General features: G+C 62.7%; 12 protein-coding genes. 2 read left to right on the top strand and 10 right to left on the bottom strand.

Translation table 11 applies throughout. From position 1 onward, the window contains the following. Positions 1-119: 119 nt before the first annotated feature. The 3 genes from B6V72_RS16015 to rplO form a co-directional block, all read right to left on the bottom strand. Positions 120-770 carry an adenylate kinase gene (locus tag B6V72_RS16015; RefSeq protein WP_075775946.1) on the bottom strand — a complete coding sequence of 217 codons (651 nt, stop codon included), beginning with the start codon at positions 768-770 and terminating at the stop codon, positions 120-122. 30 nt (positions 771-800) lie between these two features. Then, positions 801-2,171 (bottom strand): preprotein translocase subunit SecY, encoded by a 1,371-nt coding sequence (gene secY / locus B6V72_RS16010; protein ID WP_075775945.1) that lies wholly within the window; start codon positions 2,169-2,171, stop codon positions 801-803. Between the two features lie 103 nt (positions 2,172-2,274). Then, on the bottom strand, positions 2,275-2,742 hold the full coding sequence (rplO, locus tag B6V72_RS16005) for a 50S ribosomal protein L15 (protein WP_075775944.1): 468 nt from the start codon (positions 2,740-2,742) through the stop codon (positions 2,275-2,277). A 258-nt stretch (positions 2,743-3,000) separates the two neighbouring features. On the opposite strand from rplO, the gene B6V72_RS16000 reads away from it, so the two are divergent. Continuing rightward, the gene (locus tag B6V72_RS16000) at positions 3,001-4,014 is read left to right on the top strand and encodes an NAD-dependent epimerase/dehydratase family protein (protein WP_088735995.1); all 1,014 of its coding nucleotides are present in this window, start codon (positions 3,001-3,003) and stop codon (positions 4,012-4,014) included. 84 nt (positions 4,015-4,098) lie between these two features. After that, positions 4,099-5,277, top strand: a complete 1,179-nt coding sequence (locus tag B6V72_RS15995; RefSeq protein WP_088722961.1) for an MFS transporter — start codon at positions 4,099-4,101, stop codon at positions 5,275-5,277. On the opposite strand, the gene B6V72_RS15990 is transcribed toward B6V72_RS15995, so the two are convergent. The 7 genes from B6V72_RS15990 to ectA form a co-directional block, all read right to left on the bottom strand. Further along, positions 5,274-7,559 carry an FdhF/YdeP family oxidoreductase gene (locus B6V72_RS15990; RefSeq protein ID WP_088735994.1) on the bottom strand — a complete coding sequence of 762 codons (2,286 nt, stop codon included), beginning with the start codon at positions 7,557-7,559 and terminating at the stop codon, positions 5,274-5,276. The genes B6V72_RS15995 and B6V72_RS15990 overlap by 4 nt on opposite strands. Before the next feature lie 192 nt (positions 7,560-7,751). Then, a complete protein-coding gene (cydB, locus tag B6V72_RS15985) occupies positions 7,752-8,765 on the bottom strand; it encodes a cytochrome d ubiquinol oxidase subunit II (RefSeq protein ID WP_088735993.1) in 1,014 nt (337 codons plus the stop codon). After that, positions 8,762-10,180 (bottom strand): cytochrome ubiquinol oxidase subunit I, encoded by a 1,419-nt coding sequence (locus B6V72_RS15980; protein ID WP_075775939.1) that lies wholly within the window; start codon positions 10,178-10,180, stop codon positions 8,762-8,764. Before B6V72_RS15980 ends, cydB begins: the two co-directional genes overlap by 4 nt. A gap of 170 nt (positions 10,181-10,350) precedes the next feature. After that, complete coding sequence (locus B6V72_RS15975; protein ID WP_075775938.1) at positions 10,351-11,781, bottom strand: aspartate kinase; 1,431 nt, start codon at positions 11,779-11,781, stop codon at positions 10,351-10,353. A gap of 10 nt (positions 11,782-11,791) precedes the next feature. Beyond that, entirely contained in the window at positions 11,792-12,193 is a 402-nt protein-coding gene (locus tag B6V72_RS15970) for an ectoine synthase (RefSeq protein ID WP_075775937.1), read from the bottom strand. Between the two features lie 52 nt (positions 12,194-12,245). Further along, positions 12,246-13,532, bottom strand: coding sequence for a diaminobutyrate--2-oxoglutarate transaminase (gene ectB, locus B6V72_RS15965; RefSeq protein ID WP_088735992.1), 1,287 nt, complete (start codon positions 13,530-13,532; stop codon positions 12,246-12,248). A 48-nt stretch (positions 13,533-13,580) separates the two neighbouring features. Continuing rightward, the gene (ectA, locus tag B6V72_RS15960; RefSeq protein WP_240497741.1) at positions 13,581-14,111 is read right to left on the bottom strand and encodes a diaminobutyrate acetyltransferase; all 531 of its coding nucleotides are present in this window, start codon (positions 14,109-14,111) and stop codon (positions 13,581-13,583) included. Positions 14,112-14,120 lie beyond the last annotated feature (9 nt).

The following is a 14,120-nucleotide window of genomic DNA, read 5'->3' as shown; positions in this document are numbered from 1 at the left end:
TGGCGCTTCGGACCCCACGATTATTCCCCGAGGGAATCTCTCCCTTTTCGGAAACGATTCTCATCGGAGACGCCGTGACCTAGAGGTAAACGCCCTCCGGGTCAAGGCTTCTTTTACGATTACCCTTGCTGGTCGAGAATCCGCGCGATCGAGGTCGCTACGGTCTCGATTTCGGCCAGCCCGTCGATCGTGAACAGATCGCCCGCGTGGTAGTAGTAGCCGATCAGTGGAGAGGTCTTCTTGTAATACTCCATCAACCGGGTGCGCAGGCTTTCTTCGTTGTCATCCGCACGACGCTTCACGTCGGTGCCGCCGCATTTCTCGCATTTGCCATCCGCGGGCCAGGGCTTGGTCTGATCATGATAGACCTCGCCGCAACCACCGCAGGTCGAGCGGCCGGTGATGCGGGCGACAAGCGCCTCGTCATCGACCTGCATCTCAATCACCGCGTCGAGCTTGGTGCCCATCTTGGCGAGCAGCTTGCCCAGGGCGTCGGCCTGGCCCAGCGTCCGCGGGAAGCCGTCGAAAATGAAGCCTTCGCCACCGGCGGCGAGCTTTTCCTCGATCAGACCGATGACGATCTCGTCGGTCACCAGCTGGCCCTTGGCCATCACTTCGGCGACGACATTGCCCATCTCGGTGCCCGAGTCCTTCGCCTCTCGCAGCATGTCGCCGGTCGAGAGCTGGACCATGCCGCGCTCTTCGACGAGACGGCGGGCCTGGGTGCCCTTGCCCGCGCCAGGCGGGCCGAGAAGAATGATATTTGCCATGTCGGCTCCCCCTGAAAACGCTTGGCGGATTTAGCGGCGCGCGGGCGGCTTGCGCGGCCCCTTCTTCTTCTTGCCCGAACGGCCGCGAAGCTGCGAACGCTCGATCAGACCCTCGTATTGGTGGGCCAGAAGATGCGACTGAATTTGGTTGATGGTGTCCATCGAAACGGTGACCACGATCAGAACCGAGGTGCCGCCGAAGTAGAACGGGATGGACAGCTGCGAACGCAGGATCTCGGGCAGAAGGCAGACCGCAGCGAGATAGGCAGAGCCGATCACCAGAACGCGGCTGACGACGTAGTCGAGATATTCCTCGGTCTTCTTGCCGGGACGGATGCCGGGCACGAAGCCGCCCTGATTTTTCAGGTTATCCGCGACCTCGTCCGATTTGAACGACACGTTCGCGGTGTAGAAATAGGCGAAGAACACGATCATCGCGACGTAGAACAGCAGATACAGCGGCTGACCCGGGCCGAAATAGGCGAGGATCGTCGACATCACGGGACCGGTGTTCTGGCCCGAGAAGGTCGCGATGGTGGTCGGCAGCAGCAGGAGCGACGAGGCGAAGATCGCCGGGATGACGCCCGCCGGGTTCACCTTGATCGGCAGGTGGCTGGAGCCGCCGTCATAGACCTTCATCCCCACCTGACGGCGCGGATACTGGATATGGATCTTGCGCAGCGCGCGTTCCATGAAGACGACGAAGGTGATCACGATCGCGATCATCAGGATCACCCCGAGGATCACCGGAGTGGAGATCGCACCGGCGCGCCCCTGCTCGAGGAAGCGGGCCAGAGCCGCCGGGATTTCCGCGACGATACCGACGAAGATGATGAGCGAGATGCCGTTGCCGATGCCGCGTGCGGTGATCTGCTCACCCAGCCACATCAGGAACATCGTGCCGCCGACGAGCGTGATGACCACGGCTGCGACGAAGAACAGGCCCGGATCGTGTGCCAGATCGCCCTTCTCGAGCGAGACGGCCAGCCCCCATGCCTGGAAGGTCGCCAGGGCCACGGTCGCATAGCGCGTGATCTGGTTGATCTTCTTGCGGCCCTGCTCGCCTTCCTTCTTCATCTGCTCGAGTGCGGGCACCAGAGCGGTCAGAAGCTGGATGATGATCGAGGCCGAGATATAGGGCATGATGCCGAGTGCGAAGACACCCATCCGACCGAGTGCGCCGCCCGTGAACATCGACAACACGCCGCCAAGGCCGGAGCCCGCGCTTTGCATGAATTCGCGCAGTGCCTGCGCGTCGATGCCCGGAACCGGAATATAGGTGCCAAGGCGGTAGATGATCAGCAAACCAATGGTGAAGAAGATGCGCTGGCGCAGCTCGGTGGCTTTGCCCAGGGCGTCCCAGCTGAGGTTCGCCGCCATTTGCTCTGCAGCAGATGCCATATGCTCGTCTCTTTCATGTAAAGCGCCGCCCAACCGGTTCCCGGTCGGCGGCGCCTAGAAAACCTTCGCCTATGTAATCGGGCCGGGGCCCGCTCACAACAGCTTATTCAGCGGCCTGCGCCACCGTGACCGAGCCGCCAGCCTTCTCGACAGCCTCGATGGCCGATTTCGAAGCGCCGGTGACCTTCAGAGCCACTTTCGACTTGATGTCGCCCTTGGCGAGAACACGCACGCCATCGAGCTTGCGGCGCACGACACCGGCCGCGACCAGAGCGTCTTCGGTGATGTCCGATTTCGCGTCGAGCTTGCCGGCTTCGATGAATTTCTCGATCTGGCCGAGGTTCACGACGTTGAACTTCTTCGCGTTCGGCTTGGTGAAGCCACGCTTCGGAAGACGACGATAGAGCGGCATCTGGCCGCCTTCGTAACCGTTCAGGGCCACACCCGAACGCGACTTCTGACCTTTGATACCACGGCCAGCCATCTTGCCCTTGCCCGAGCCGGGACCGCGGGCGACGCGCTTTTTCTTCTGGGCCGCGCCTTCGTTGTCGCGCAGTTCATTGAGTTTCATATCGCTTCTCCTTGCCGGAACACCTTCCCGAAGCGAGTGCGGAAGGGACACGGCTTTTTGCGTTGATTCTGATGCGGCCGTCGGGCCACCGGGGGCGTATAGTGCGTTTGCCCCGCGCACGCAACTCCCGCGTTCGCGCTTCGGGCGGTGGCTTGGGCTGCCGTTCCCCCTCCTCTGCCCGGGGACATTTTCTGCGCCTCGCTTGACCTTCCCACCCCCCTCTCGCTACTGCAGATGCAGTATTTGCGAGGGACATTCATGACGCGCATCCTGATCACCGGCACCGCGGGCTTCATCGGTTACCATCTGGCGAAGCTGCTGCTCGACGAAGGTTACCGGGTGCATGGCTATGACGGGATGACCGACTATTACGATGTCGCCCTGAAACAGCGCCGCCATGCGATGCTGCTGCAGAACCCGAATTTCTCCGCGACCGAGGGGATGCTCGAAGACCTCGAGACCTTCGACGCGATGGCGGATGAGTTCAAACCCGAGATCATCGTCCATCTCGCAGCTCAAGCCGGCGTGCGCTACAGCCTCGAACAGCCCCGCGCCTATATCGAGGCGAATATCGTGGGCACCTTCAACGTGATGGAGGCCGCGCGCCGCCACGAGGTTGAGCACCTGCTGATGGCCTCGACCTCGTCGGTCTACGGCGCGAACGAGGACATGCCCTATGCCGAGACCGACAAGGCAGACACGCAGCTGACGATCTATGCGGCGACGAAGAAGGCGACCGAGTCGATGGGCCATTCCTATGCTCATCTGTGGAACCTGCCGACGACCATGTTCCGCTTCTTCACGGTCTACGGGCCGTGGGGCCGTCCCGACATGGCGCTGTTCAAGTTCACCGATGCGATCCTGAACGACCGCCCGATCGACATCTATAACCATGGCGAGATGTATCGCGACTTCACCTATGTCGAAGACCTCGTGCGCGGCATCCGCCTGCTGATCGACGCGGTGCCCGAGCGCCCCGCCTCGCGCGACGAGATCGCCGAGGGCGACAGCCTCTCGCCCGTGGCCCCCTACCGGATCGTCAATATCGGCAATTCCGACAAGGTGAAGCTTCTGGATTTCGTCGATGCGCTGGAGGCCGAGCTGGGCCGCCCCGCAAAGCGCAATTACTTGGAGATGCAGAAAGGCGACGTGCCCGCGACATGGGCCGATGCCTCGCTTCTGCAAAGCCTTACCGGATACCGTCCGCAGACGAATGTCCGCGAGGGGATCGCGAAATTCGTGGCGTGGTTCCGCGACTATTACGGGAAATAACCGGGGCGCCCCTTGCCGCAGCGCAGCAATCGCCTAAGTCACGGGGCTGATACTCGCGCTACACGCCTATTTTCGGAGACTACCATGACGCTCGAACCCCGCCACGCGCGGGCCGTGATCCTGTCGCTGGCCCTTGGCACTTTCGGTATCGGCGTGATCGAATTCGCGTCCATGGGGCTGCTGCCCTATTACGCGGCCGATTTCGGGATCACCGAGGCGCGGGCCGGTCATGCAATCTCGGCCTATGCGCTTGGCGTCGTGATCGGCGCGCCGCTTCTGGCGGTGATCGGCGCGAAAATCCCGCGCAAGCAGTTCCTGATCGGGCTGATGGGGTTCTATGCGGTGGCGAACCTGCTGGCCGGGTTCGCACCGAATATGGATAGCTTCATGGCGGCGCGCTTCGCCTCGGGCCTGCCGCATGGGGCCTATTTCGGGATGGCGATGCTGTTCGCCGCTGACCTGATGCCAGTAGGCAAACGCGCGCAGGGCATCGCGATGGTGATCTCCGGCCTGACGATCGCGAATATCGTGGGCGTGCCGCTGGCGGGGGCGATCGGCCAGAATTTCGGCTGGCGCTGGGGCTTTGCCATCGTGGCGGTGATCTGCGCGGCTTCGGCCCTGATGATCGCGCGCGTCGCCCCTGCGACACCGCGCGATCCGAACGCCAGCCCGATGCGCGAGCTCGGTGCTCTGGCCAATCGCTCGGTCTGGCTGACGCTTCTTGTAGGCTCGATCGGCTTCGGCGGCATCTTCGCGGTCTATTCCTACTTGTCAGCGGCGATGATCGACACGCAGGCAGGCCCCGCCTGGACGATCCCTGTGGCACTGTCCGCCTTCGGGGTGGGCGGCACGCTGGGCAACTGGATTTCGGGCAAGCTCTCTGATTGGTCGCGCTTCGGCGCGGGGGTGATCCTGCTTTGCGGGATGATGGTGATGTCGATCCTCTACACCTTCACCATTGGCAACTGGGTCGCGATGTCGGTGGCGATGGTCGCGCTCGGCTCGACCGCCGGGATGGTGATCCCGATGCAGATGCGGCTGATGGAAGTCGCGGGCGAGGCTCAGACGCTCGCCGCTGCCCTCAATCACGCGGCCTTCAATCTCGCCAACGCGATCGGGCCGTTTCTTGCCGGGATCGCGCTGGCGGAAGGCTATGGCTGGACCGCCACAGGTTATGTCGGTGCGGGGCTGGCAGCGGCGGGGCTTGTCTTCCTTGCCATCGCGTGGATCGACAGCCGTCGCCCCGCCGCCGTTCCCGCTTAGGCTTTCTCGATACGCACCGGGACGCCCTTGGAGCCGGGCGTCTTCGACAGCTCGTCATTGAGCCCCACCGGCACCAGCACGTTGCACTCGGGGTAATAGCCCCCGACCGTGCCGCGCGGCAGCTCGAACGTGACGACCTTCAGCCCGGTCTTGCTGCGTGCGACCCCATCATCCATGTCGCCATGGACAACCACAGGGTCGCCGTGCTCGAGCCCCAGATCGGCCATGTCGATCTTGTTCATCAAGAGCACGTCACGCGTCCCCTCGATCCCGCGGAAGCGGTCCGAATAGCCGTAGATCGTGGTGTTGAACTGGTCGTTGGAGCGCATCGTGATCATCCGGTAGCGGCCCAGTTTGTCGTCGAACCCCAGCGCGTTGAGCTTGGACGGCGTCGTGAACTCCAGCTTGCCACTCTCGGTCTTCCAGATGCGATCATGCGCCGGATTGCCGCGCCAGAACCCGCCCGGCTCGTTCAGCCGCTCGTTGAAGCCGCGGAAGTCGTCCGGGTAGGTCGCCTCGATCAGGTCGCGGACCTGGGAGTAGTCCTTCACCCACTCGTCCCATTTCAGCTTCGGGTTAGGCTCGCAGATCGCCTTCGCGATGCTACAGGTGATCGCCAGCTCGGATTTCAGCTTGTCCGACGCGGGCGCACCCTTGCCGAGAGAGCCATGGATCATCGAAAAGCTGTCCTCGACCGAGACGTATTGGTTACCCGTTTCCTGCTCGTCCTTTTCCGACCGGCTCAGACAGGGGAGGATATAAGCCACTTCGCCCGGATAGAGATGGGAACGGTTGAGCTTCGTCGAGATCATCACCGTGAGCTTCTGCTTCGGCCACGCTTCTTCGATCCGGTCGCTATCGGGTAGCGCGCGAACCAGGTTGCCGCCGAGCGAGAAGGTAGCCGAGACCTTGCCCTCCAGCATCGCCTGCGCGGCGTCGACGATGTGGAAACCGTCTTCCTGCGGCGGCTCGAAATCGTAGAGCTCGCGCAGCTTGTCCATCGGGATCAGCTTCGCCTTTTCGGCGATGCCCACCGTACGCTGGCCCTGAACGTTGGAGTGGCCGCGCACCGGGCAGCACCCCGCGCCCTTGCGCCCGATATTGCCGCGCAGCGCGAGGAAGTTCACCAGCATCCCGATATTGGTCGCCCCATGCGCGTGCTGAGTAAGCCCCATGCCATAGACGCCGATGACCTTCTGGGCGTGGATGTAGACATCCGCCGCCTGCCGCAGCTCGGCCTCGGACAGCCCGCATTCCTCGGTGATTTGTTCCCACGACGTCGTGCGGCAGAAGGTCAGGAACTCGTCGTAATTGATCGCGTGCTCTTTCAGGAACTCCCAGTCGACGACCGCTGGGCGACCCTGCGCCTGGGCTTTCTCGTCCTCTTCGAGCACCGCCTTGCACAGGCCGGTCAGCGCCGCGATGTCCGAGCCTGCCTTCAACTGGTGATACTGGTCGGAGATCTTCGTCTCGTGACCCCGTGCCATGTCGTAGAGGTTCTGCGGATCGACGAAGCTGACGAGCCCCTGTTCCTTCACCGGATTGAAAGTGACGATCTTCGCCCCGCGATCCTTCGCCGCCTTCAGCGGATGCAGGAAACGCGGCGAGTTGGTGCCGGGGTTCTGACCGAAGAAGAAGAAGCAGTCGGTCTCTTCGAGATCTTCCCAGAGAATGGTGCCGACCGGCGAGCCGATCACCTTCTTGAGGCCGACCGAAGTCGTCTCGTGGCACATATTGGAGCTTTGCGGCAGGTTGTTGTTGCCGTAGGCGCGCGCCATCAGAGCCCAGAGATAGCTCGCTTCCAGCCCGGCATGGCCCGAGGAATAGAATACGACCTCTTTCTTCGGCAGCCCCTTCACGATCGAACCGATCTCGGCGAAGGCCTCGTCCCAGCTGACCTCGACATAGCGGTCGGAGGCGCGATCGTAGCGCATCGGCGCGGTCAGGCGGCCGGTCTTTTCCAGCTCGTGATCGGGCCAGTCCTTGAGTTCCGCAACCGTATGATCATCCCAGAACTCGGGCGTGTGGCGCGATTTCGTCATCTCCCAGAGCGTCGCCTTCGCCCCGTTTTCGCAGAATTCGAACGGGTGGTAATTGGCAGGTTTCGGGAAGGCGCAGGAGGCGCACATGAAGCCGCCCGGCTTGTTCTGCCGCTCGAGTTCGCGCAGCACGTCAGGCGAAGAAGGCCAGGATTCACCGAAGATCCGGGCGATACCCTTCAACGAGCCCCACCCGCCCGACGGGCCGCTTTCTTCGGGAAGTTTATCTAGCTTGTCAGACATGGCGCGCAGCTCCTCCGGTTTTGGTCCGCGCAGATACGAGCACGCGCGCCCCGAGGGACGCGCGTAGGCCGGACTTACCGGCTGAAGGCGACATATGGAAAACGTCGGGCATGAAATCTGTACGCGGGATATGGATCACGCAGACCCAACCAAGCGTTTGCGCCCCCGGTTCCAGCGGTTCTCGCGCCTCACTCAGTAGTGATGTTCATGCTCGGACGTCTTGCCGCGGAACACCCAGTAGGCATAGGCCGTATAAGCAAGGATGATCGGCAGGAAAATCGCCGCGCCGACGAGGATGAAGCCCTGCGACATCGCCGGTGTGGAGGCCTCGCGGATGGTGATCGAGGCGGGCACGATATAGGGGAAGATCGACAGTCCCAGTCCCGCGAAACACAGCACGAAGATAGCGATCCCCGACAGGTAGGCGACGACGCCTCGGTCCGAGCGGATCGCCGTCCAGTAGCCGAAGCCCGCCACGAGCAGCAGAAGCGGCACCACCGCGCTCCAGATCACGCCCGGCCATTGGAACCAGCGGTGATAATATTCCGGATGCAGGAACGGGGTGGCGAGCGAAGCGAGGCCGATGAACCCCAGCGTCGCGATCAGCGCGCGCTCCCCGATCCGGCGCGCCAGATCATAGAGCCGGTGCGAAGTCTTGATGACCAGCCAGGCCGCCCCCAGCATCACGTAGCCCGCCACCAGCGCCAGCGCGGTGCCGAGCGAGAAGAAGCTCACCCAGTCGAACGGGCCGCCGGTGAAGGTCCGGTCGGTCACTTCGGGGCCGCGCAGCAGCCCGCCGAGGATCGCGCCCTGCGCCAGCGTCGCGACGAGCGAGCCGCCGAAGAACGCCCGGTCCCACAGCCGCTGCCAGCGCCGGGTCTTGCCACGAAACTCGAAGGCCACACCCCGGAACGCGAGCGCGAGCAGCATTATGACGATTGGGATATAAAGTGCGTTCAGGATGATCCCGTAGGCCAGCGGAAAGACGGCAAGCAGACCGCCGCCGCCCATCACCAGCCATGTCTCGTTGCCGTCCCATACCGGGGCGACCGAGTTCATCGCGCGGGTGCGGTTCTCCTCGGAGCCGAGGAACGGAAACAGGATGCCGATGCCGAGATCGAACCCGTCGAGCACCACGTAGGTCAGGATCGCGAAGGCGATGATCGCGGCCCAGATGTCGGGCAGGTAATGCGCAAAGCCGGTCATGCGTGGGCCCCCTCTTTCTCGGTCGTCACATCATTGGCGAGCATCGCGCCCGCCACGCCGCCTGCGCGCTGCGGCGTGTTCTCCACCGGCTCGGCACCTTCCGGTCCGCGCCGCATCAGCCGCAGCAGGTAGAAGGTGCCCGAACCGAAGAGGAAGGCATAGACCACGACGAACCCGATCAGCGCGGCCCAGGCCTGCCCCGCCGTCAGCGAGGACACGGACTCCGCCGTCGTGAAGTGACCGTAGATGGTGTAGGGCTGGCGGCCGAATTCGGTGGTAAACCAGCCCATGATGATCGCGAGGAAGCCGCCCGGCGCGAAGACCAGCGCCACCTTATGGAACAGGCCCGGCTCATGCAGGCGCTTGCGCCACATCAGCCAGCCGCCCCAGAGCCCGATCGCGGCGAAGGCGAAGCCGAGCCCCACCATGATCCGGAAGGTGAAGAAGACGATCGTCATCGGCGGGCGCTCATTCGGCGGGAAGTCCCCGAGGCCCGGCACCTCGCCATCGAGCGAGTGGGTCAGGATCAGCGAGGACGCATAGGGCACCTCGATCTTGTAATCGGTGCGCTCCTTGCTCGGGTTCGGGATGCCGAAGAGGATCAGCCCGGCACCCTTGCTGGTCTCCCAATGCCCTTCCATCGCCGCGATCTTGGCAGGCTGATGTTCGAGCGTATTGAGCCCGTGCTGGTCGCCGGCAAAGATCTGGATCGGTGCGGTCACGAGGATCATCCCGATCGCCATGCGGAACATGGTGCGCACGGCATCGTCCGCATTGCCCCGGATGTGATGCCACGCGCCGACACCCGCCACGACGAGCGCGGTCGTGAGATAGGCCGCCAGCACCATGTGCACGAAACGATAGGGCAGCGAGGGATTGAAGATCACCTCGAGCCAGCTGGTCGGAATGAATTGGCCGACATCGTTGATCTTGAAGCCCTGCGGCGTCTGCATCCAGCTGTTCACAGAGAGAATCCAGAAGGCCGAGATCAAGGTGCCGACCGCGACCATCGTGACCGCGAACATGTAGATCCACTTGTTCACCCGGTTGCGGCCAAACAGCATGATCCCGAGGAAACCGGCCTCGAGGAAGAAGGCCGTCATCACCTCGTAGCCCATCAGCGGCCCGATCACCGGGCCCGCCTTGTCGGAAAAATGCGCGAAGTTCAGACCGAACTCGTAGGACATCACGACGCCCGAGACGACACCCATCCCGAAGACCACCGCGAAGATGTGTTTCCAGAACTCGAAAATTCGCTGGTAGACCTGTTTGCCGGTGATCATCCGCAGGGCTTCCAGCACCATCAGGTAGCTCGCCGTGCCGATCGAGAAGGCCGGGAAGACGATGTGTGCCGCGACGACGAAGGCGAATTGCGCCCGCGCCAGATCGAGTGTCGGTATGTCGAATATGCTCATGGTCGTCCGCGTTTCTGCACGTTACGTGATAAGAACTAGACTTACCCGAGGGTACGGCAACCGCCGGGCCATGGTTCAAACGTCGCAGCGTGGCGGGATGTCGCAGGCTCAATGAAAAAAGCCCGCGCGGAGTTCCGCACGGGCTTAATACAAAGTTGGCGTCAGGTCTTTCACGCAACTTGCTTGAGGGCGCTTTCTTCCGGGATGAACTCCTCGTGGAGCGCCTTGATCACGGGCTTAAGATCGTCCCGTTCGAGGACGAATTGCACGTCCACATTCCGCGGGCCCTGCGTGGCGCCGAGGCTTTCCATATCCGCTTTCGCGATCGCCTGCAGTCCACGGGTCAGTACCGAGAGACCGCTCAGGTCACGCCCGATGACCGAGGCCATCGAGAGCATCCGGGCCGAAATTTCCGCCGAAGGATAAATCTCGCAAAGATCCTTCTCGACGCGCTGCAGCACACGGATCGGGGCATCGACGTAATGGGTGATCGTGTTCGCATTCGAGGCCTTGGACACGATACGAACGTCGTGGCGCGTCAGCACCTCGAGGATTTTGGCGTCGTAGCCTTTCACGCCGACCATGTCCTGTTCGAACACTTCGAGCGCGATGATATCGAGGCCGGTCACCATTTCGACCGCCGCTTCCTTGGCGGGCTTGTCGTCGATCAGCGTGCCCGGATCGCCCGGGTCGAACGCGTTGGTGACACGCAGCGGAACGTCCGCCTGGCGCAGGGTCTTGGCGGCCTTCGGGTGGATCGCCTCCATGCCCATGTTCGACATCTGGTCGGCCACGTCGTAGTTCGTGTGACCCAGCTTGCGCACCTTGCCCTCGCCCACCAGCTTCGGGTCGGCGGAAGACAGGTGGAACTCCTTGTGAATGATCGCCTCGCGCGCGCCGGTGAGGGCTGCGAGCTTGGAGAAGGTCACTTCGGAGTAGCCACGGTCGAATTCCCGCATCAAGCCTTCGGCACATTGCGCATAGCCCGTCACGATCGGAAGCTCGGATTTCGGATCGATGTCCTTCATCGCACCCATGATCCGGCCTTCTAGGTCGTGATCGGTCTCGTCGCGCCAACCGGACAGGTCGACGAGACGTGCGTTCACGCCGTTGCGCTGCAACAAGAGCGTAGTGACGAAAGCGGAGTGCGCCTCGCCCAGACCCGACAGCAATTCGCGGATCTGCAGCATATGCTGCGAGAGCCGGAAGTGCCCGTAGGAGCACAGGCGCTGCAGGTCGATCAGGCAGTTGCGCGCGCCTTCGGTGCGCTCGCGGACGAACTCGGTCGCCTGCGCGATGTCGCCGGGATGCTTGAGCACATTCTCATGGGCTTCGATCATCGCGGTGGACACGCGGCTCAGCGCCTCGTGCCAGCCATGTTCGCTGTCGGCCTTTGCGAATTGCGCATAGACGCCCGCCTCGCCCGATTTCTTGTGTTCGAGCAGCAGATCGGTGATGCCACCGAACGCCGAGACGACGAAAATGCGGTTATAGAGATCGGCGCCCTTGCGGTCTCCGATGAACAGCGTGTCGAGCAACTCGTCCACGCGGCTCATGGAGGTGCCGCCAATCTTTTCGACCGTGTGATTCTGGTGGGTCAATTTGGCCCCCTTACGAATTTTCCAGTTCTTCGGCCGGCGCGTACGACCCGTCTTCACGGTGAACCTCGTTACCGGTCACCGGAGGGTTGAAGCAGCAGGCCATGACGAGGTCTTCGTCCCCCGCGACGAGGCGGTGATGGTCATGCAGGTTAAGCGCATACATCACGCCCGGTTTGATTTCGTGGCGCGTGCCGTTGTCGAGCTCGGTGATGTGGCCGTTGCCCGAGATGCAGTACACGCTTTCGAAATGGTGCTTGTAGTGGAACGTGTGATCCGAACCGGCCTTCAGCGTGGTGATGTGAAAGCTGAAGCCCATCTTGTCGTCGGCCAGCAGCATGCGAACGCTGCTCCAGTCGGCATCGGACACGTCGCGGTCTGTGTTCTTGAGCTTGTTGAAATCACGAACGATCATGATCGTTTCTCCGTATTTGAATTCGTTGGATCGCCGGGGAGGGGGCGGCGGATTATTCCGCCGCGATGTCCGTGCGTTCGCCGGTCACCTCGGTGGCGGCTTCACGCAGGATTTCCAGCCCCTTGCGGAATTGTTCTATCGGCGTGGTCAGCGGTGCGAGAACCTTCACGACCTGGTCGTCATTGCCCGAGGTTTCGATCACGAGACCTTTCTCGAAGCAGCGACCGCAGATCGCCGACGCAAGCTCGCCAGTGCCGACATCGACACCCTGCATCAGGCCCCGGCCCTTGAGGAAGGCACCCGGCACGAGATCGGCCACGGCGGCCAGACCTTCACGCAGGACGTCCGATTTCACGGCCAGTTCCTTCTGGAACTTGTCGTCGGCCCAGAACTTCTCGATCGCCACGGTGGCGGTCACGAAGGCATGGGTGTTGCCGCGGAAGGTACCGTTATGCTCGGCCGGGCCGAACACGTCGTAGTCGGGACGCACCAGAACCAGCGCCATCGGCATGCCGAAGCCGGAGATCGACTTCGCTTGGGTCACGACGTCCGGCATCACGTCCATCTCCTCGAAGGAGAAGAAGGTGCCGGTGCGGCCGCAGCCTGCCTGAATGTCGTCGATGATGAACAGCGCACCGTGCTTGCGGGCGACTTGTTCGACGCCTTTCACGAATTCCGGGCTTGCGGCGTTGAGGCCGCCCTCGCCCTGAACCGTCTCCAGCATGATCGCCGCCGGAGCGTCGATCCCGCCCGAGGCGTCCGAAAGCATCTGGTCGAGCAGCGCGACCGAATCGACGCCATCGGCATAGGCGTCATAGGGCATGCGGGTCACGCCATGCGTGTCCATACCGGCGCCGCCACGGTGATAGCCGTTACCGGTCGCGGCCAGAGCGCCCATGGTCACGCCATGGAAGCCGTTGGTAAAGGTGATGATGTTGGTGCGGCCAGTCGCCTTGCGCGCGATCTTCATCGCGGCTTCGACGGCGTTCGCGCCGGTCGGACCGACGAACATCAGCTTGTGGTCCATGCCGCGCGGGGCGAGGATATGCTCCTCGAAGGCGCGCAGGAACTTGCCCTTGCTGTCGGTGTGCAGGTCGAGCGCGTGGCCCATCTTGTTCTCGGTCAGGTGCTCGATCAGCGCCTGCTTCATGTCCGGGTCGTTATGCCCGTAGTTCAGCGACGAGCAACCGGCGAGGAAGTCGATATAGGTGTTGCCCTCGGCGTCGGTCAGCTCCGAGCCTTGCGCGCTGGTGAAAACCGTATCGAAGCCGCGGCAGTAGGAGCGGGCTTCAGATTCGCGTTGGGTAAAGATCGTCTTATCCGTCGAATGAACGGTCATGGGGGACTCCGTAGAATTGGGGGAAAGAGGAGGGTGCGCGGCCTGAGATCAGGCGGCAGCACGCGCCTCCTCGGGGAAGGTGATGGTGACCATATGTTCGGTCGAGGCGTGGCCGTCGAAATGGTCTTCTTCGTGGAAGTGCGCCTCATCGGTCAGCTCGCCGCCCATCGAACGGGCGAAGGAACGGAAGAGCGCCCAGCTGGCTTCGTTGCTCTTAGTGATGGTCGTCTTCAACTTGGTGCAGTCTTCGGCGACGTCGCGCTGGACGAGGTGGCGCAGCATACGCTTGCCAAGACCCAGCCCCCGCGCGTCGGGGGAAACAGCCACTTGCCACACGAAGAACGTGTCCGGCTCGGACGGGGCGATGTAGCCCGAAATCCAGCCGACGACCTCGCCTTCGCGCTCCACGAGGACACAGGTGTCCCCGAAGTGATCGCACTGCAGAAGGTTGCAATACATCGAATTTTCATCAAGCGGCTTGCAACGGCGGATCAGCTTCCAGATTTCGCTGCCGTCTTCGGACTCCGGCTTACGGAAGACCAGTTCAGAACCCTTCTTGATCGACTCGACTTGCGGCACAGCTCTTTC

Source organism: Thioclava sp. F34-6 (assembly GCF_002213235.1).
Classification (GTDB): domain Bacteria; phylum Pseudomonadota; class Alphaproteobacteria; order Rhodobacterales; family Rhodobacteraceae; genus Thioclava; species Thioclava nitratireducens.
The sequence above is the reverse complement of the archived record's forward strand: the minus strand, read 5'-3'. Positions and strand labels throughout refer to the sequence as shown.